17 protein-coding genes and 1 pseudogene are annotated in these 18,164 nt (G+C 62.7%); 6 read left to right on the top strand and 12 right to left on the bottom strand.

Going from position 1 to position 18,164, the window contains the following annotated elements; translation table 11 throughout:
* Positions 1-24: 24 nt before the first annotated feature.
* The 4 genes from EOA85_RS02425 to EOA85_RS02410 form a co-directional block, all read right to left on the bottom strand.
* Positions 25-1,197: a glycosyltransferase family protein gene (locus EOA85_RS02425; protein WP_127208214.1), complete on the bottom strand. Its 1,173-nt coding sequence runs from the start codon at positions 1,195-1,197 to the stop codon at positions 25-27.
* A complete protein-coding gene (locus EOA85_RS02420) occupies positions 1,194-2,438 on the bottom strand; it encodes a glycosyltransferase (RefSeq protein ID WP_127208213.1) in 1,245 nt (414 codons plus the stop codon). The genes EOA85_RS02425 and EOA85_RS02420 overlap by 4 nt, the downstream gene beginning before the upstream one ends.
* 1 nt (position 2,439) lies before the next feature.
* Positions 2,440-3,654, bottom strand: coding sequence for a glycosyltransferase family protein (locus tag EOA85_RS02415; RefSeq protein WP_127208212.1), 1,215 nt, complete (start codon positions 3,652-3,654; stop codon positions 2,440-2,442).
* 115 nt (positions 3,655-3,769) lie between these two features.
* On the bottom strand, positions 3,770-4,048 hold the full coding sequence (locus EOA85_RS02410) for a hypothetical protein (protein WP_127208211.1): 279 nt from the start codon (positions 4,046-4,048) through the stop codon (positions 3,770-3,772).
* 747 nt (positions 4,049-4,795) lie between these two features.
* Between EOA85_RS02410 and EOA85_RS02405 the strand changes: the two genes are divergently transcribed.
* Positions 4,796-5,152 carry a hypothetical protein gene (locus EOA85_RS02405; protein WP_127208210.1) on the top strand — a complete coding sequence of 119 codons (357 nt, stop codon included), beginning with the start codon at positions 4,796-4,798 and terminating at the stop codon, positions 5,150-5,152.
* Between the two features lie 422 nt (positions 5,153-5,574).
* Here EOA85_RS02405 and EOA85_RS02400 read toward each other — a convergent pair whose 3' ends face one another.
* From EOA85_RS02400 to EOA85_RS02385, 4 genes are all read right to left on the bottom strand, one after another.
* On the bottom strand, positions 5,575-6,666 hold the full coding sequence (locus EOA85_RS02400; protein ID WP_127208209.1) for a Gfo/Idh/MocA family oxidoreductase: 1,092 nt from the start codon (positions 6,664-6,666) through the stop codon (positions 5,575-5,577).
* 67 nt (positions 6,667-6,733) lie between these two features.
* Positions 6,734-7,900 carry an ABC transporter substrate-binding protein gene (locus tag EOA85_RS02395; RefSeq protein ID WP_127208208.1) on the bottom strand — a complete coding sequence of 389 codons (1,167 nt, stop codon included), beginning with the start codon at positions 7,898-7,900 and terminating at the stop codon, positions 6,734-6,736.
* 132 nt (positions 7,901-8,032) lie between these two features.
* Entirely contained in the window at positions 8,033-8,881 is an 849-nt protein-coding gene (locus EOA85_RS02390) for an ABC transporter permease (protein WP_127208207.1), read from the bottom strand.
* Entirely contained in the window at positions 8,878-9,705 is an 828-nt protein-coding gene (locus tag EOA85_RS02385) for an ABC transporter ATP-binding protein (protein WP_095520164.1), read from the bottom strand. Before EOA85_RS02385 ends, EOA85_RS02390 begins: the two co-directional genes overlap by 4 nt.
* Positions 9,706-9,977: 272 nt before the next feature.
* On the opposite strand from EOA85_RS02385, the gene EOA85_RS02380 reads away from it, so the two are divergent.
* Both EOA85_RS02380 and EOA85_RS02375 read left to right on the top strand, forming a co-directional pair.
* Positions 9,978-10,937 carry a MurR/RpiR family transcriptional regulator gene (locus EOA85_RS02380; protein WP_127208206.1) on the top strand — a complete coding sequence of 320 codons (960 nt, stop codon included), beginning with the start codon at positions 9,978-9,980 and terminating at the stop codon, positions 10,935-10,937.
* An 83-nt stretch (positions 10,938-11,020) separates the two neighbouring features.
* A complete protein-coding gene (locus tag EOA85_RS02375) occupies positions 11,021-12,802 on the top strand; it encodes an NAD(P)/FAD-dependent oxidoreductase (protein ID WP_065006515.1) in 1,782 nt (593 codons plus the stop codon).
* A 171-nt stretch (positions 12,803-12,973) separates the two neighbouring features.
* On the opposite strand, the gene EOA85_RS02370 is transcribed toward EOA85_RS02375, so the two are convergent.
* Positions 12,974-14,209, bottom strand: coding sequence for an amidohydrolase/deacetylase family metallohydrolase (locus tag EOA85_RS02370; RefSeq protein WP_065006514.1), 1,236 nt, complete (start codon positions 14,207-14,209; stop codon positions 12,974-12,976).
* Positions 14,210-14,237: 28 nt separating this feature from the next.
* The gene (locus EOA85_RS02365; RefSeq protein WP_127208205.1) at positions 14,238-14,603 is read right to left on the bottom strand and encodes a RidA family protein; all 366 of its coding nucleotides are present in this window, start codon (positions 14,601-14,603) and stop codon (positions 14,238-14,240) included.
* Positions 14,604-14,860: 257 nt separating this feature from the next.
* Between EOA85_RS02365 and EOA85_RS02360 the strand changes: the two genes are divergently transcribed.
* Together EOA85_RS02360 and EOA85_RS37235 are read left to right on the top strand one after the other, a co-directional pair.
* Positions 14,861-15,619 carry an SDR family oxidoreductase gene (locus EOA85_RS02360; RefSeq protein WP_127208204.1) on the top strand — a complete coding sequence of 253 codons (759 nt, stop codon included), beginning with the start codon at positions 14,861-14,863 and terminating at the stop codon, positions 15,617-15,619.
* A 59-nt stretch (positions 15,620-15,678) separates the two neighbouring features.
* Positions 15,679-15,882, top strand: a complete 204-nt coding sequence (locus tag EOA85_RS37235) for a hypothetical protein (protein WP_164759453.1) — start codon at positions 15,679-15,681, stop codon at positions 15,880-15,882.
* A gap of 64 nt (positions 15,883-15,946) precedes the next feature.
* Here EOA85_RS37235 and EOA85_RS02355 read toward each other — a convergent pair whose 3' ends face one another.
* Entirely contained in the window at positions 15,947-16,375 is a 429-nt protein-coding gene (locus tag EOA85_RS02355; protein ID WP_127208203.1) for an Lrp/AsnC family transcriptional regulator, read from the bottom strand.
* A gap of 119 nt (positions 16,376-16,494) precedes the next feature.
* Between EOA85_RS02355 and EOA85_RS02350 the strand changes: the two genes are divergently transcribed.
* A complete protein-coding gene (locus EOA85_RS02350) occupies positions 16,495-17,604 on the top strand; it encodes a saccharopine dehydrogenase family protein (protein WP_281033693.1) in 1,110 nt (369 codons plus the stop codon).
* 58 nt (positions 17,605-17,662) lie between these two features.
* Here the strand turns inward: EOA85_RS02350 and EOA85_RS02345 are convergent.
* A pseudogene (locus EOA85_RS02345) lies at positions 17,663-18,164 on the bottom strand (dihydrolipoyl dehydrogenase); the annotation flags it as partial.

Here is an 18,164-nt window from a genome sequence, read left to right as displayed (position 1 = left end):
CGTTAGCATCTATCGTCTGTTTGATCATGAACTTTTCCGAAACCGGGCTCCACTTAGGGACCATGTTCGATACCGCTCGCGCAGGATTTGCGCCGAGCGATGCGCGCCTTCCAGATCAAGACGATGCGCGGCTGGCGTCGGTCCCACAAGCGCCTGTTCGATCGCCTGCGCCAAACCTTCAGGCGTTAGGTCCTTTTCCATCAGCACCGTTGCAAGACTGAGTTCTTCGAGCATCAGGCTGCGAACCGTCTGTTCGGTTTCCCCGCCGACTGCAAATGGAACGAGCAGGCAGCGACAACCCGCGCGCAGGACATCGCAGACCGTGTTGTAACCCGCCTGCGAGACCGACAGGCGGGCGCCGGTGAGCAGGCTGGCGAAATCCTCGCGGAACCGGAAGATGGACAGGACCGGCGAGGCATCGCGTGCGATCGCGTCAAACTCGTCTTGCGGCAGGTTTGGGCCGGTGATCAAACACCATTTCCAAGCGTTTTTGGCATTCCGCGCCGCTGCGATGGTGGAGCTGACAAGGCTCTTTCCAGCAGCCCCGCCGCCAACCGACACCAGAACGTCGAAGCGCTCGGAGGCCGCGGGCGATGGCGGCGCGGCAACGAGCCCTGTGTAGGTGACCTCGGCCCTGATCGCCTCAGCCAGTGGAAATGTCTTGTCGATGGTTGCGAAAGCCGGATCGCCGTGGACCATGACAAGGTCGAAATGCCTGTTGATGAGATCGACCGTTTCCTCGTTTCGGCCCGGCTTTACGCGCTCCTGAAGGATATCACGGACGGACGTCGCCAGCAGCGGTCTGGGCGACGCCGCGTCGATGGCCTCGATCAGCGGCAGGAGTTCGAAACGCATCTGCCGGCGTCCAAATGGAAACGCCTCGACGATGACGATATCAGGCCTGCAATCCCGGAATGCCTGCAGCAGCATCTCTGAACGCCATTTCTTGAAATCATCGTCGATCGGATTGCCCTGCAGGTCGACAAGTCCGGAAAATCGTTCATCACCGGAGGTGACAGGTGGCAGGGTTACAGATTTTACACCCAGTCCCGGAAACCCCGCGATCGGCGCTCCGCCGGTCACGACTGTTACGTCAAACCCGTCATCGACCAGAGCCGCCGCAATGCGGCTGGCGCGCGCGAGATGGCCGATACCGAGCAGGTGCTGGACATAGAAGAAAGCGCGCAGCCGCTTCATTCGGCGGCCCGCCACTCCCGCTCGAACAGTTCCTTGAGCTGTCCAATGCTTGCCATATGATCGAAATTGCCTCGCACGCGCCGCTCTGCGGCGTCGCCGAGGCGGGCGCGCAGCACGGGATCACGGATCAGGCGCTCCAGCGCCCGTGCCAAGGCAATTGGGTCTTCCGTCGGAACCAGCAGCCCGGTTTCATCCGGCGATAAAAGCTCCGGCACGCCGGAAATATCGGTCGACACGCAGGCAAGTCGCTGGCTAGCCGCCTCCACCAGAACATTCGGCAGACCGTCCCGGTCGCCATTTGCGGCGATCCTGCAGGCCAGGGCGAAGATGTCGGCGCAGCGGTAGTGCTCAAGCACCTCCTCCTGCGCAAGCGCGCCTTTCCAGGAGACGCGACCATCCAGGCCGAGCTTTTGCGCCAGCGCCTTGAACCGTTCCAGTTCCTCGCCGCCGCCGATATGCTCGAAACGCCACGCCAAATCACCAGGCAAGAGGGCAAGGGCCTTCAGCAAGGTATCGTAACCTTTCTTTTCAACGGCGCGCCCGACGCTCAGAATGATAACCGGTTCATCCGGCGCCGAGCCGTCATGCTGTTTTCGCGCCTCGCCGAAACCGCCGAAGCGATCAAGGTCGAGCCCATGATAGCTCAGATGCACAGACGAGTTGCCGTTAGCGAGTTTTTTCAGACGGTCGAAGCCGGCTTTTGTGCAAGTGACCGTCCAGCGCGCCGAGGAAAGCTTGCCAGCCAGATCCCAGTCCGCCGAAGTCCAGATGTCCTTGGCGTGGGCCGAGCAGCTCCAGGGCAGGCCACGAAGCTGGCTGGCATAGCGCGTCACCGATGCCGGTGTGTGCGCGAAATGTGCATGCAGCCAGCCCGCGCCTTCCGGCCATTCGGCCGCCAGCACGAGCGCTTGCCCGAAGCGGCGCGCGCGATTGCGGGTAAAGTCGCGGCGGATATCGGTACAAAGCGATCGGAGCGCGCGCCAGAAGCCCGGCCGCAGCAGATAAGCAAACAGCGAGCGAACCACGCGTAGCGGCTCTTCATGCAGATATTCCGGCAGATAATGGACGGGCGCTTTGATCTCGTCATGCACGGGGTGGCGTTTTGCGTCGGTCGGCCGCCTGAGCGAGACCAGTATCAGGTCGAACCCCGCACGCTCCAGACCGAGCAGTTCCTGCGCGATGAACGTTTCCGACAGCCGCGGATATCCCTTCAGAACCACGACGATCTTGCGATGTTGCAACTCAGTTCATGCCTTCAATGACCGAAAGGTGATGGCCGCCCCGCCGGTCGAGCAGTTCCGCGACGATTTCGGAAATGTGAGGCAGCCCTTCCAGCGTCAGATGCGGATGGCTCTGCGATGGGCCGGGCCGGTCCGGCAGCACCTCCAGTGCATTGGCAAACCGCTGGGAATCCTCGGCTTCTTCCGGCAAAAGCATTTCGATGAGGCCGAGTTCGGCTGCGCGCCGTGCTCGGATCAGTTGTTCCTCGCGGGGCTTGACGCGCGGCACGATCAGCGCCGGCTTGTCGAACGACAGTATCTCGCAATAGGTGTTGTAACCGCCCATCGCCACTACCCCCTTGGCGCCGGCAATGAGCTCTTCCATGCGGTTGTCGAACTCGATGATCCTGATATAGGGGATCTTGGACCCCTTCTTGAGCAGCTTGTTGCGCTTGCGCGCCGGCATGTAAGGCCCAAGCACGATCAACGCCCTATGCTGCAATTGCGGATCCTGCTGATAGGCATCGATGACGCTGTGGATCAGATCGGCGCCGTCACCGCCGCCACCGGTGGTAACGAGGATATAGTCGCCCTCGGGCCGGTGGCCGGGCAACTCGTTCTTCTGCAGGCTCCGTTGCAGGAAACCGACGAACTTCATCTTTGCCCTGATAGCCGGCGGCACCTCCAGGCCGGTCAACGGATCGTAGAAATCCGGCGGACCATAGGCCCAGATCTTGTCGTAGAACAGGCCTATCTTGCGCATCACATCCCTGCGTGCCCACTCTGCTTCGAGCAGATGCGGCGCGTCCATCACCTCGCGCAGGCCAAGCACGAGCGTGGTGCCCCGCGTCTTGAGGTAGGACAGCGTGTCCTCGATCTCACCGCGCAGGCCGAGCGGTTCCTTGTCGACGATGAAGATATCCGGCCGGAAGGTCTCGGCTGTATGGCGGATGATCGACTGGCGCATCCTTAGCGTCTCATGCAGATCGATATCCTTTTCCAGCGAAGTGTATTCGCCGTTGCGCAACTTGATGACGCTGGGGATCTTCACGAAGTCGACACGGGCGCGGTAGTCGAAGGCGCCAGCGATAGTCGCACCCGAAATGATAAGCACCTGAAGTCCGCGGAAATCCTCGACCAGCGAATGCGCGATCGTCCGGCAGCGCTGCAAGTGGCCGAGCCCGAACGTGTCGTGGCTGTACATGAGAATTCGAGCATTTTGTGCGTGCTGGGTCATTGTTGAAAGTCTTTTAGAATTCTCGGTTTGAGGACCGCCGGTGACCCGCACGAAACCATCCTCGCGAGTCTACCGACCTGTTTTGAAACATGAGGGCGCAATTTTTCAATTTGTATTACCCAAGAGGGTCCATAGCTGAAACCAGGAAGCTGCGTCTACTTAGCGGCCTGCTTGCCAGCTGGTCCAGAAGAACCTGCATCATTTCACTGGTATTGACCATCTCGGATTCTGGTTGCGGAGATTCGGATAGAGTGGCGTTGGCAGAAATTGACGTTTCCAAGGTTGGGGCGAGCGTTCGAATCGCTTCATCCGCTCCAGTTTCCAAAAGCCGCGGTTCGCCGCGGCTTTTTGGTTTTTTGGGCAGCACCAAACTGGCTGATAGTGGACCTTTCATATTGGAGAGTCCTCACATTCCATGCTGGCGGGAGGGCGGCTCGAGAGGAATGGCTTCGCTCCTACCTTGGAATCGGGTCACAAGGAAGCGCCAGCGAGCTAAAGCCAGCGCATCCAATTGTGCAATGTCGGTTCGTTCCTCACAAGCATGCGGACCGGCAGCCCTTTTTCCTAAAAGAGCACAGCTGCTCGCTTTGTGCTGCCGATAGCAGCGGCGGTCGCTACTACTGAGCCTCTTTTGGCTTGTCTACGAGTTTCTCGACCAGCCGCCGGAGCTCGGAAGGGGTAGTGTGCCCGGCAACAAACCAGGGAGCGGAGCGTTCGACTTTAAGGTTGGAGCGAGCGGAAGAACTGAATGCTCGGCGAGCCGACTCCAGCATACTCCATCAAAGGTTGGGGTCGAGCATTCGAATCGCTTCACCCGCTCCAGTTTCCTTCCAGGGAATCAAGCATCGAAAAGCCGCGGTTCGCCGCGGCTTTTTCGTTTTGGCGGCAGCACGGCATCACCCAGAAGACGGAGCGAGCTTGTCCTTGCCGGCTGCGTTGTGGCATGCAGGCGCTTTGTTCGCCGCGCGGAATACGGCCCCGATAGAGTTTAGGACCTTTGCTTTTCAATCTTGGACCAAGGTCCCTTGCGGAAAGGTGCATTTAAACCACACTGGCTAAATAGTGGACCACCACATTAGAGAGTCCTCATATTCATAGTCCGGAACCATCCTGGCGGGAGGGCGGCTCGAAGGAGGAATTTATGAAAACTCGAACCAGTCTGTTCGCAACGGTCGCCGCTCTCGCCCTTGTCGCGTCTCCAGTCCTCGCCGGACCCGGCGGCAATGGCGGCGGGAAGGGTAACGGCGCAAGCAACGGCAATGGCGGAAATTCGGCTGCGGCTGGATCGCAGGGACACGGAGCCGCAACGTCTGCGGCGGCCAAGGACAAGTCCACTCGGGGAATTGCCCATGCGATGGCTGTCGTTTCTACGACGCCGGCCTCACCGCAGGCCACCCTGTCCTTGCAGGCAGCCTTGGACAAGTTCCTGGCAAGAAAGGCCGATCCGGCAGAGACATCCGACGACACCTCCGGCGAAATTCCTGACGCAGCCGAATAATATTGCAAATCATGGCGCTGCTCGGCGGCGCATTGCACTGTCGAGATTCTTAGCCAGTTGGCAGGCTCCTTCATCTGTTCGGCCGATGCCATGGGTCAAGGAAAAGCCGACATTTGAGTCCGATCCTAAGGGATCCCTGGAACGGTCCTGCCCCTACAGACTGTCCAGAGAGCACCACCGGCTTCGGGCCGGTGGTGCGTTTTTGCGTGGGCGCTCAATTGGCCACTAACCGTGGCCGTTTCCTCTCTGCAACGCCAGAGATTGGCGGAATTCTCCCCGTCACTATACGGGGAGAAGTGCCCGGCAGGGCGATGAGGGGCGGCGCCAGGATCGGCCCTTAAACGCTCAACACGGGGTCGCTCATTCGACTGAGGCGACTGGCCTTGCTGGCATCTCTTCTTCGAGCCCGCAGCCGGATCACCTTACCCCAACTCGACCGTCCGCCCTTCCGCGATGCTCTGCTCGGCGGCAAGCACGATGCGCAAGCTGTTGACCGCGGCATCCATTTGCTCGGTCAGATCAAGATCCTCGCGGATGGCGCGCAGGAAGAATGCCTGCTCGCGGTCGCAAAGCTCCTGGTGGCCGGGCTCATCCTCCATGCTGACGATCTCGTCGGGCTTCTTGAAATTCTTGTCGCCGTCGACCTCGGCATAGTGGATCTTGAGCGCATCTGTCTTGGTGTGCCGGTCGATATCGGCCGAGTTCGACACCTCGGCAAGTTCAGCCGCGCTGCTTGCCGTCTGGCCGGCGACGATCGAGACCGCGCCGTTCGGGCCGACCACGTCCTTCACGAAATAGGCCGTCTCGCTCATCATCGGGCCCCAGCCCGCCTCATACCAGCCGACCGAACCGTCATCGAAGGTGACGTGCAGATGGCCATAATTCTGCTTGGCGGCATCGGCCCACAATTTCGCGCCGATGCCGTGAACGCGGACCGGTTTGGCGCCGGTCAGCTGGCACATCACATCGACATAGTGCACGCCGCAATCGACAATCGGGATCAGCGAATCGATCAGGTTCTTGTGCCAGTGCCAGGCGCTGCCGCTGCTCTGCTGGTTGAGGTTGAGGCGCATGACCAGCGGCTTGCCGAGCGTCTTGCCGACTTCGATGAACTTGATCCATGACGGGTGGACGCGCAGGATATAACCGAGCACCAGTTTGCGGTTCCTGGCGCGGGCCGCAGCGACGACCTTTTCGGCATCTTCGATATTGGTGGCGAGCGGCTTTTCCATGAACACGTGGCAGCCCGCGGCAATCGCCTTCAGCGCATATTCGGCATGCGTGTTGGGCCAGCTGTTGATGGAAACGGCATCCGGCCTGGTCTCGTTCAGCGCCTGGTCGAAATCCTCGTAGAGCGGATAGCCGGCTAATTCCGCCGGAATCTTCGGGTTGCTCTTGATCGTGCGGCTCATGATGCCGACGATCTCAAAACCGTCGAGCCTGTAATAGGCGCTGGCGTGTGACGCGCCCATATTGCCGAGACCAATCACCAGCACTTTCACCTTGTCGGTCAAAGCCACCTCCCTTTTTGATTTAGTTGGGGCGGCGACCCAATCGCCGCCCATATCGTCACCAAGTGCCCTACTTGACCGCTGAGTCGAACAGATGCGCCTTGATCTTCTCGACGTCGAGCGCAGCAAAGCCCTCCGACAGCTTGGCGCCGTCGGCATCGGCCTTGACCTTGGCCTTGTCGAAATCATTGGCCGGGCCGATCAGTTCGTTGGTGCAGACGTCCTCGGCCTTCACCGGACTGGTGATCTGGCCGATCTTGTGGATCTGGTCGAAGAAGCCCTGCCAGCTCGCCATGTCGTGAGAACCCCAGCCTTCGCGCTTATCCATGTCGCCACGGAAGACGTTGATCTGCTGCAGGATCGAGGTGGTGCCGAGCTCAGGCCCGAGATTCTTGGCCAGCGTCGGGAACTGCTCGAACACCGCTTCGACGGCCGCGCGCGGATTCTGGTAGCCGAATTCCAGGCCCATCGCCCAGCCGCGCAGGTATTTCTCCAGGAACGCCTTGCGGTCGGGATCATCGAGATCGGCCGACCGCACGACGAAAGTGTTCGCCGGCAGCTTCGAGTTCTGCACGCCGAGCCAGTATTCGAAGTCGAGGTTCTTGGCGATCCATTCGGCCCGCAGCCCTTCCCACGACAGCGCCGCATCGCCTTGGCCGCCGGCCAGTGCGGTGCCCCAGGTCGGCCAGCCGGCCTCGACATACTTGACTTTCTTGATGTCGACGCCTTGCGAGGCCAGCAGCGGATCGGTGATCGACTGCCATGCGGCGGAGCCGAGCAGGATGGTCTTGCCCTCGAGCGTCTTCAGGTCGTTCGTTCCCTCGCCCTTGCGGAAGGCGAAGCTGAACGTGTCGCGCGCCCCCATGTGAAACACGGATTTGAGCTTCATGCCGTTCTGGATGGCGAAGGAGAAGACGCCGGGCGAGGGAAAGCCCATGTCAGCCTGGCCGACATCGACGAACTTCACCGTCGCGGTGCCGTCCGACGGGCCCGGCTGCATGTCGGTGTCGAGGTCGCCGAAATAGCCTGCCTTCTTGGCCGCCCAATAGGGATAGTCGTCGAGCACTTCGAGCGTGCCGCGCGGCGAAATCCAGGTGAACTTGCCGTATGGCTCGGCCTGTGCCCTGAACGCCGAGGCGCCGAGCGCGGTGGCGGTCACCACGCCTGCTCCGGCGACTTGCAGAAAATAGCGGCGGCTGATCCCCGCCTTGAAACTGATGTGACTTTCCTTGGTCATGGCATTTCCCCTTTTGCTGGCCGATAGTTTCTTACCTGTCGCCCGCCTCCCAGGCGCCATCATTACCCCGCGCGCTAAGTCCTCGTTTTACGTCGTAACCCAAAACCGCTGCGCACTTTTGGGCGACATGCACTACGCCTCCCAGCTCGCCCACTTCTTGCCGATCAGGAAGAACAGCACGTAGATCAGGATGCCGAGGGTCGAGAGGATCAGAACCACCGCGAAGAATTGCGGCATCTGGATCATCGACGAATAGGTGGTCAGCCGGTTGCCGAGGCCGAAGCCGCCGCCGACCATCTCGGCGCCCACCGCGGTCAGCAGCCCGAAGATCGCGCCGATCATCAGGCCAACAAGGATCATCGGCAGCGCCATCGGCGCGCGGATCTTCCAGAATATCTGCAAGGTGCTGGCGCCATAGGAACGCGCCAGCGCGATCTTGGCGCTGTCGACGCGGCGAAAGCCCGTCGCCGCATTGATCATCACCATCGGCCCGGCGGCAAGCGCGACCGCGATGATGCGCGGCGTGTAACCGAAGCCGAAGCGCAGGATAAGAAGCGGCACCAGCGCCAGCATCGGCGTGGTGACCAGGATCAGGATGTAGGGCGCGACGATCTTTTCGGCGAACGGGAATTGCGTGATCACCGCGGCCATCACCAGGCCGATAATGGCGCCGATCGAGAAGCCGGAGACCAGCTCGACCAGCGTGTAGCCGAGATGCGGCGCGATCAGCGGGAACTCGTCGTACAGCGCGTAGGCGATCGCGCTTGGCCCCGGCATGATGTAGTGCGGCACATTGAACAGCCGCAGCGCCAGCTCGATGCCGCCGATGATGACCACCGCGACAGCGATGATGGCCGCGACCTCGGCGCCCGACCTGATGCCGGGCCCGCTGGCAAACGCCGAAAGATTGGTCAGGCTGACGTCGTGACCTTCGCCGGCCTTGGTTTTGGAGAATTCCGGGATAGCGTCGCCTTCGCTCACGGTCTGATCCTCACAATTTCGGCGGTGCCGCGCTCCCGCGCCTTCGGTCGTACGCGTTCGCCGACAATGTCCATCTTGATCGTGTTGGTGAGGTCGAAGACTTCTTTCGTCGCCATGATCTCCAGCGAGCGCGGGCGCGCAAACGGCACGCGATATTCCTGGGCAACGCGCCCCGGCCGCGCGCTCAGCACCACCACTCTGTCGGACAGGAAGATCGCCTCCTCGATGCTGTGGGTGATGAAGACGATGGTGGTTTTGGTGTCGAGCCAGATCTCCTCGACGAGACGGTTCATCTCCTCGCGGGTGAAACTGTCGAGTGCACCGAACGGCTCGTCCATCAAAAGCACCGAGGGCTTCAGCGCCAGCGCCCGCACGATTGCCGCTCGCTGCTGCATGCCGCCCGAAAGCTCGCGCGGAAACTTGCCGCCGAAGCCGTCGAGCCCAACACGATTGACGAGGTGGGCGATCCAGGCGCGATCCGGCTTCTCGCCCTTGATCTCGAAGGGAAAATGGATGTTGGCGTCAAGATTACGCCAGGGCAGCAGGTTTGCCTCCTGGAAGACGATGCCGATATCCGGATGCGGCCCGGTGATCTCTCTGCCGTCGAGTCGGATTGTCCCGCTGGACAGGCGATGCAGGCCGGACATCGACCACAAAAGCGTGGTCTTGCCGCAGCCGGAGGGGCCGACGATCGAGACGATCTCATTGGCGTGAACGTCGAGGCTGCAGCGATCCAGCGCCAGGAGGTCGCCGGAAGCCATATGATAGATCTTGGTCGCGGCCTGCACGCCAAGCTTCGGGGTTTTTGCACTGCCCGCGTTCATGCGCCCCTCGCAGGTTGCGCGATGATCCATTGGGTCATCCGTCCGTAAAAATCAGTCTGTAACTATCCTACTTTACTGTCAAGCGGCGACCGCTGCTCTAGTCAGAGAGATCGTTTGTACCACGGTTACATTGTTGTTTAGATTGCCTTTTCTATTTCTTGAAAAGCTTGTAGCTTTCCTACATACTTCGGACAGCGACCGCGTGAGGCGAAGCAGGCAAGCGGTGCGCAAACATGGTAGAGGTCGAGTTCCACGAACGGCAGGGATGACTCATGACCGAAGCTGACGGCCAGGGGCGGCCGACCTCGGACGGCGACCCGGATGGGCGCGATCCAGATGGGCGCGATCATGTCAGGCGCATCCCCGACATCATTTCGCTGGTGAAGGACTCTTACGGTGAATTGCGCCCGGCTGAGCGGCGCGTCGCCGATGTCGTGCTCGACGACGTCAGGTTCGCGGTCGACGCCTCCAATGCCGTCCTCGCCCAGCGCGCCCAGGTCAGCGAACCCACGGTGACCCGGTTCTGCCGCGCCATCGGCTGCGAGGGCGTGCGCGACTTCAAGCTGAAGCTGGCGCAGAGCCTCGTCGTCGGCGCGCTTTATCTGAGCAAGCCGCCGCCCACCAGCAGCGACAATGGAATGCCGTTCTGGAATGCCGTGTTCGGCGAGGCCCGCCGGGCGCTGCAGGAGGCCGAACGGCAGCTTGATCCGGCGCAGCTGGTGAAGGCCGCCGAGTTCATCGCCAAGGCGCGCCAGGTCACGGTGTTCGGCCTTGGCGGCAGCTCGTCGGCGCTGGCGCAGGAGACCCAGTACCGGCTGTTCCGCTACGGCATCACCGTCAGCGCCCAATGCGATCCGTATCTGATGCGGATGACCGCCTCGACCTTGAAGCCCAGCGATCTGGTGATCGCCATCTCGGCTACGGGACGCACGCGCGAAGTGATCGAGGCCGTCGAGCTCGCCAAGCATTACCGCGCCAACGCGATCGGCGTGACCGCGCCCGACACCGACCTTGTCCGCGCCTGCGACGTCAGGCTGACGGTAGCGGTTCCCGAATATCCCGACACGCTGAAGCCGACCGCCTCGCGTTTTGCTTTCCTCGCCGCGATCGACCTGATGGCCGTGGCGGCCGCCTACAAGCTCGACGGCTCGGCCCGCGAAACGGTCCGCCGCATCAAATACAACGCCCAGATCCACAGGACGGGCAAGGAGATGGAACCGCTGGGGGATTGAGGGGCGCGGCTTCTCCTTTTCCCCTTGTTGTGGAAGAAGGAAAGGCGCGGCGGCGCCGACTTGGAAAGGTAGAAGGACCACAAATGCTCGACATGGCACCATCGAAACAGGCGGCCACCTGGTTTTCCTCCCTCGCCCGGTCGCTCGACGCGGGCGATGCCGAGGCCGCGGTCAATCTGTTCGTCGAGGACTGCTACTGGCGCGATCTGCTGACCTTCACCTGGAACATTAAGACGATGGAAGGCCGTGCGGCGGTCCGCGACATGCTGGAAGCCACGCTGTCGAGGACAAAGCCGACAGCCTGGCAGCTTAGTGGCGCGGCGAGCTCCGACGAAGGCATCGTCGAGGCCTGGTTCACCTTCGAGACATCATCGGCGTGGGGCCAAGGCATCATGCGCCTGCAGGACGGCCGATGCCGAACGCTGTTCACGGCGATGAGCGACCTCAAGGGCTTTGAGGAGCGCAAAGGGCCGGCGCGGCCTTTGGGTGTACGCCACAAGGCCGACCCGGACCGCGAGACTTGGGCAGAGGCGAGAGCGCGCGAGGCGCGTGATCTCGGCGCCATTGAGCAGCCCTACTGTCTGGTCATCGGCGGCGGCCAGGGCGGCATCATGCTGGGGGCACGGCTCAGGCAGCTCGGCGTGCCGGCCGTCATCATCGAGAAGAATGCGCGGGCCGGCGATTCCTGGCGCAACCGCTATCGCTCGCTCGTGCTGCACGACCCGGTCTGGTACGACCATCTGCCCTACATCCCGTTTCCGGAAAACTGGCCGGTGTTCACGCCCAAGGACAAGATGGGCGACTGGCTGGAAATGTACACGCGCGTCATGGAGCTCAATTACTGGACCTCTACGAAATGCGTCAGCGCCAGCTATGACGAGGCCGAAAAGGTCTGGACGGTCGAGGTCGATCGCGCCGGCGAGCGCATCACGCTGAAGCCGAAGCACATTGTCTTCGCAACCGGCGCCTATGGCCCACCGAGGCAGATCGACCTCCCCGGCGCCGATGTTTTCCAGGGCGAGGTCCTGCACTCCAGCCAGTATTCCAGCGGCGAGAATTTCCGGGGCAGACGCGTCGCGGTCCTCGGCGCGGCGAGTTCGGGGCACGATGTCGCGGTCGACCTCTGGGAAAGCGGTGCTGAGGTCACCATGATCCAGCGCTCGCCGACGACGGTGGTCAAATCAGACACGCTGATGGAGGTCGGGTTCGAGATCTTTTCGGAAAAAGCGCTAGCGCGCGGCATCACCACCGAAAAAGCGGACATGATCGTCGCCTCGACGCCGTTCGCGCTGCTGCCGCAAAACCAGCGGGCGCTCTACGACATCATCAAGGCGCGCGACGCGGCCTTCTACGACCGCTTACGCAACGCCGGCTTCGCCATCGATTTCGGCGACGACGAGACCGGGCTGCTGATGAAGGCCTACCGCACCGGCTCGGGGTATTACATCGACGTCGGCGCTTCCGATCTGATCATCGACGGCGAGATCGGCATCCGCAGCGGCGTCGAGATCAAGTCGCTGACGCCGACAGGCATCCTGTTCGACGACGGCACCGAACTGGCGGCCGATGCGGTCATCTCCTGCACCGGCTATCAATCGATGAACGAGACCGTGGCGGCGATCGTCTCGCGCCAGGTCGCCGACAAGGTCGGGCCGTGCTGGGGGATTGGCTCGGGCGTGAAAGGCGACCCCGGACCATGGCAAGGCGAATTGCGCAACATGTGGAAGCCGACGGCGCAGGAAGCGCTATGGTTCCACGGCGGCAATTTGGCGCTATCGCGCTTCTATTCGAAGTTCGTCGCGCTGCAGATCAAGGCGCGGATGGAAGGAGTTCCGACGCCGGTTTATGGGGCGTCGGGGCGGTAGCTCCAGGCCTTCCCTTCTCCCCTTGTGGGAGAAGGTGGATTGGCGCGCAGCACCAAGACGGTTGAGGGGTGCTGGACGGAATGAGGCGCTGGTGCTCTCTGGAACATCCCTCATCCGTCGCCTTCGGCGACACCTTCTCCCACAAGGGGGAGAAGGGGAGAGCGCACAGCCTCACCCGTGCCCATGCCCGAAATGCCTGGCCACGACATCGACATGCGTGTCGTGGGCATGGGCTTCGAAGCGCTCGATATCGCTCAGATCGTCCACGGCCTCGTTCGGCCACCAGGTGCCGCCGACCACGATACCATCCGAGACCAGCCTCTGCTCGGCGATCAGCGACGCGCCGACGGCGTCGACAAAGGTGAAGCGGCCCGGACGCAGCCGCAGCACTGCGACGTCGCCGATGGCACCGACCGCCAGCGTGCCAAGCTCGGGCCTTGCGATCGCCTCGGCCGGCCGCTGCGTTGCGGCGCGCAGCACCTCGACGAGCGGCATGCCGAGCGCCAGCAGTTTTGACATGCAGACCAGAATGTCGAAGGCGGGACCGTCGACGCAGTAGAGATGCACGTCGCTGCTGATCACATCAGGCGCCAGCCCCTCACCGAGCATCGCCTTGGCGACCTCGAAGTCGAATGAGCCCATGCCGTGGCCGATATCGAAGATGACGCCGCGCTCGCGCGCCAGCCGCATGTCGGGCCGCACCGCGCCGGAGGCGAAGATCGGCGCGTTGGGAAACGGCCGGAAGCAGTGGGTGAGGATGTCGCCCTTGCGCAGCCGCGGCAGCACTTCCGAGCGGCCCGGCGGCGGCTCGTCGATATGCGCCATCAGCGGCAGGCCGGCCTGGTCGGCGGCCTCGAGCGCCAGATCGACCGGCGCGATGCCGCTGCTGCCGCCGGCATGGCGACCCGAGCGGACTTTTACGCCGACGATCACGTCTGCGTGCTCGCGCACCGCCGCCACCGTCTCGCGCGGTTCGCAGAGTCGGAGATCGCTGCACTCGCCGACCGAAACGGTCTGCGAGAAGCCGAAAATGCCGGCAAAGGAAATGTTGACATAGGCCAGGATGCGGACCTTCGAGCGCTCGATGACATGGCGGCGAAAGCCGAGAAAGTTGCCGGCGCCAGCACTTCCGGCATCGATGAAGGTGGTGGTGCCGCTTTTTGCGGCGAGGCGGTCGGCATCGACGCCAAGCGAAGTGCCGCCCCAATAGACGTGGCTGTGCAGGTCGATGAGGCCGGGCGCGACGATGGAACCGGTGGCGTCGATGACGCGTGCGGCACGCTCGAACGGGATGTCGGAATCGATCGCGGCGATGCGGCCACCGGCGATGGCCAGATCGCGTTGCGCGTCGAGGCCGGACGCCGGATCGATAAGGCGGCCGCCCTTCAGGAGAAGATCAAATTGCATCGGCGTCCGGCTCCGTTCCCGTTTTTCGTCAAATCGGTCTGTAGGCGACAGCCTCGACCTCGATCTTGATGTCGATCATCAGCCGTGACTCGACCGTGGTGCGGGCCGGCGGATCCTTTGGGAAATGCCTGGCATAGACGGCATTGAAAGCGCTGAAGTCGCGCGCGTCCTCGAGCCAGACTGTCGTCTTGACCACGTCGTCCATGCTGCAGCCGGCCAGCGCCAGCGCCGCCTGGACGTTCGAAAGCACCTGCTCGGTCTGCTCGGCGATGCCGCCCACAACCACGGTGCCGTCGCTGCCGACCGGCACCTGGCCGGAGACATAGACCATGTCGCCGGCCCGGACCGCCGGCGACAGCGGCACGTGGGATGTTCCAAAACACTGCTTGGGCAAGGAAAGTCTCCTGTTCAAAACATTGGCGGCAATCGCCGGAGAGTCCGCGCGGTTCGGCTCTTTCGCTGCGCCGGTTTCCGGTTTCCTGCCGCAAGGTCTACGCCGACCGCGGCGATTCTCATACAGGCCGTGTTGGAAAGCAACATTTTTTGGAATTCATGTTGCTTTATTACAAGAGCACCAGCATCCTGCGTGGCAGGTGGTTGCGTCAAGTCATCCGGCAGGCGAGGATCGGCCAGGGAAAAGCGAGGAGCCGCATGATCGATTTCAGTGGCCGCAGCGTGGTTGTGACAGGTGCGGCTGGCGGCGTCGGCAGCGCGCTGGTCGCCGTCCTGTCCGCATGCGGGGCAAGGCTTATTGCGTGCGACCGTGAGGGAACCGACCTGACCGGTGCCGGAATAGAGGAAGTGCATCATTTCGACCTGCTCGATGACGAAGCCGTGACGGCATTTGCCAAGCGCATCGGCGAAAGCGCGGCACCGGCGGCGGTCATCTCCAACGCCGGCTGGACGCGGGCGGAAACGCTCGCCGATGTCTCGACGACCGCCCTCGACCGCGAAATGAATCTGAATTTCCGCAGCGCCGCCGTGCTGTCGCAGGCATTGCTTCCCGTCATGCGCAACCAGCCGCAGGGCGCGGCCTTCGTGTTCATCTCCTCGGTCAACGCACAAGCCCATTTCGGCAACCCCGCCTATGCCGCCGCCAAGGCAGCACTCAACGCCTGGATGCGCGCCATCGCCACGGAGGAAGGCCGCAACGGCATCAGGGCGAACGCCGTCATTCCCGGCTCGATCCGCACCGGAGCCTGGGAGCATCGCCTCGCCCACAAGCCGGAGATCCTCGCCGCCGTCGGCAAGCTCTATCCGCTCGGCAGGCTGGTCGAGCCCGTCGAGGTTGCCCGCGCCGCGGCATTCCTGGCGTCGCCCTTTGCCAGCGGCATTACCGGCACCACCTTGAATGTCGACGCTGGCCTGATGGCCAGCAATCTGCCGTTTCTGGATCTGATCGGCGGTTGAGCGCCAAGAGACGTTCAACGGTTCGGTCGCCAAGGCAGAGGCAGCGCCGACAAGCTCAAATGGCATACAAATTTGTGAGAATCGGGGTCGGATGCCGCCCCAGACGACGGCAATCTGGCGCTGCTCGCCTGCTGCTGATCGCGGCGATCACGGCGGCGGTGAAGTTTCTGGCGCTGCCGCCGTCCTTTGGCGGCATCCTGCTGCTAATCGGCAGCCTCGCCATCCTGGTGCAGAGTGTCCGCCGCGCCGCGCGGCACCAGTGATCAAAGGAGCGGACACCCGCTCTCTCGAACATTGTTGTGCGACGGCATGTCGGCTGAAGGCCTGTCAGCGATCGATCCGCGTCGACAGGATGATCGAGGACGATGTCCGCTCGACCCCGTCCATCGAGCCGATCTCGTCGAGAAGCGTGTCGAGATCCCTAATCGACGGCGCATCGACGATGACGATCATGTCGAAATTGCCGCTCACCGAATGCAGCGTCCGCACCGGCGGCAGCGCCTGCAGGCTGCGCACCACCTTGTCGGCAAGCTTGGGCGTGACGGTGAGCAGGACATGCGCCCGCACCAGCCCCTGTTCGTAGTCGGGCGAAAGCCTGACGCCATAGCCGGTGATGATGCCGCGCTGTTCCAGTCGCTCGATCCGGCTCTGCACGGTCGTCCGCGACACGCCGAGCCGCCGCGCCAGTTCGGCCGTCGAGGCGCGCGCATTCGCCCGCAGCAGGGAAAGCAGGGCCTGTTCGGCGTTGCTAAGCACTTTCGACGAACCTCATCGGCATTTTGATCAATAAGACGCTTCGTTTCGCACAATTCCACGCTTCCTTTCGACAGGCAAGCTGCGATTCTCTCGTCTTGAGCAAAGGTAGGGCGAGGGAACTGGTTATGAAGAAAATCATAGTTGTCGGCGCCGGCAAGATCGGCTCGACCATCGCCGAGATGCTGGCTTCCACAGGCGACTACCGCGTCACCCTCGTCGACCGCTCGGCGGCACAGCTCGGCGCGGCCGAACTGCCTGAAACGGTCAAGACGCTGGAACTCGACATCGAAGCATCAGGCACGCTCGAAGCCGCTTTGGCCGGCAAATTCGCCGTGCTCAGCGCCGCCCCCTTCCACCTGACCACGCGCATCGCCGAAGCGGCGGTCAGCGCCGGCGTGCATTATCTCGACCTGACCGAGGACGTCGTCAGCACCAGGCGCGTCAAGCAATTGGCGCGCTCCGCCAACAGCGCCTTCATCCCACAATGCGGGCTGGCGCCGGGCTTCATCTCGATCGTCGCCAACGATCTCGCCAGCCGCTTCGACACCCTGGAAAGCGTGCGCATGCGGGTCGGGGCGCTGCCGCAGTACCCGTCGAATGCACTGAACTACAATCTGACCTGGAGCACGGACGGCGTTATCAATGAATATTGCGAGCCTTGCGAGGCGATCGTCGAAGGCGAGCTGATCGAGGTGCCGCCGTTGGAGGAGCGCGAGGAATTCTCGCTCGACGGTGTCACCTACGAGGCGTTCAACACATCCGGCGGGCTCGGCACGCTGGCCGAAACGCTGAAGGGCAAGGTGCGCACGCTGAACTATCGCACCATCCGCTACCCCGGCCACGCCGCGATCATGAAGGCGTTGCTCAACGATCTCGGCCTGCGCCACCGCCGCGACGTGCTGAAGGACATTTTCGAGAGCGCCCTGCCGGCGACGCTGCAGGACGTGGTCATCGTCTTCGTCACCGTCAGCGGCCGCAAGAACGGCCGCCTGCTGCAGGAAACCTACGCCAACAAGATCTACGCCAAGCGCGTCGGCGACATGGTGCGCAGCGCCATCCAGATCACCACCGCGTCAGCCATTTGCGCGGTCCTTGACATGCTGGCCGACGGCACCTTGCCGGCGAAGGGCTTCATCAAGCAGGAAGACATCGCGCTCGACGCCTTCCTAGCCAACCGCTTCGGCCACGCCTATGCGCAGCATGAGATGGTGAGCCGGTTGGCTGGTTGAGGAGCTTCTTTCCTTCTCCCCTTGTGGGAGAAGGGAGAGCGCGCGAGGCCGGCGGGCCCTAAACATGCAGCGCATGCCCGAGCGCCTTCAGCGCCGCTTCCTGAAAACCCTCACCTTGTGTCGGGTGGGCATGGATGGTGCCGGCTATATCCTCCAGCCGCGCGCCCATTTCCAGTGCCAGGCCGAAAGCCGTCGACAGTTCCGACACGCCGTGACCGACCGCCTGGATGCCGAGCACCAGATGGTTGTCCGCGCGGGCAACGATCCGGACAAACCCCTCCTCACCCATCTTCGTCATCGCCCGGCCATTGGCGGCGAAGGGGAACAATCCGACCTTGATGTCGCCGTCGAGCCCCTTTGCCTCCTCCGGCGACAGGCCTGCGGTGACCAGCTCCGGATCGGTGAAGCAGATAGCGGGAATGCAGCGTTTGTCCCAGCCGCGCTTGTGGCCGGCGACGATCTCGGCGACCATTTCGCCTTGCGCCATCGCCCGGTGCGCCAGCATCGGCTCGCCGGTGACGTCGCCAACGGCAAAGATGCCGCGCATCGAGGTGCGGCAC

Source organism: Mesorhizobium sp. M5C.F.Ca.IN.020.29.1.1 (assembly GCF_003997375.1).
Taxonomy (GTDB): domain Bacteria; phylum Pseudomonadota; class Alphaproteobacteria; order Rhizobiales; family Rhizobiaceae; genus Mesorhizobium; species Mesorhizobium wenxiniae.
Note: the sequence above shows the minus strand (reverse complement) of the source record. Positions and strands in the feature narration are given on the sequence as shown.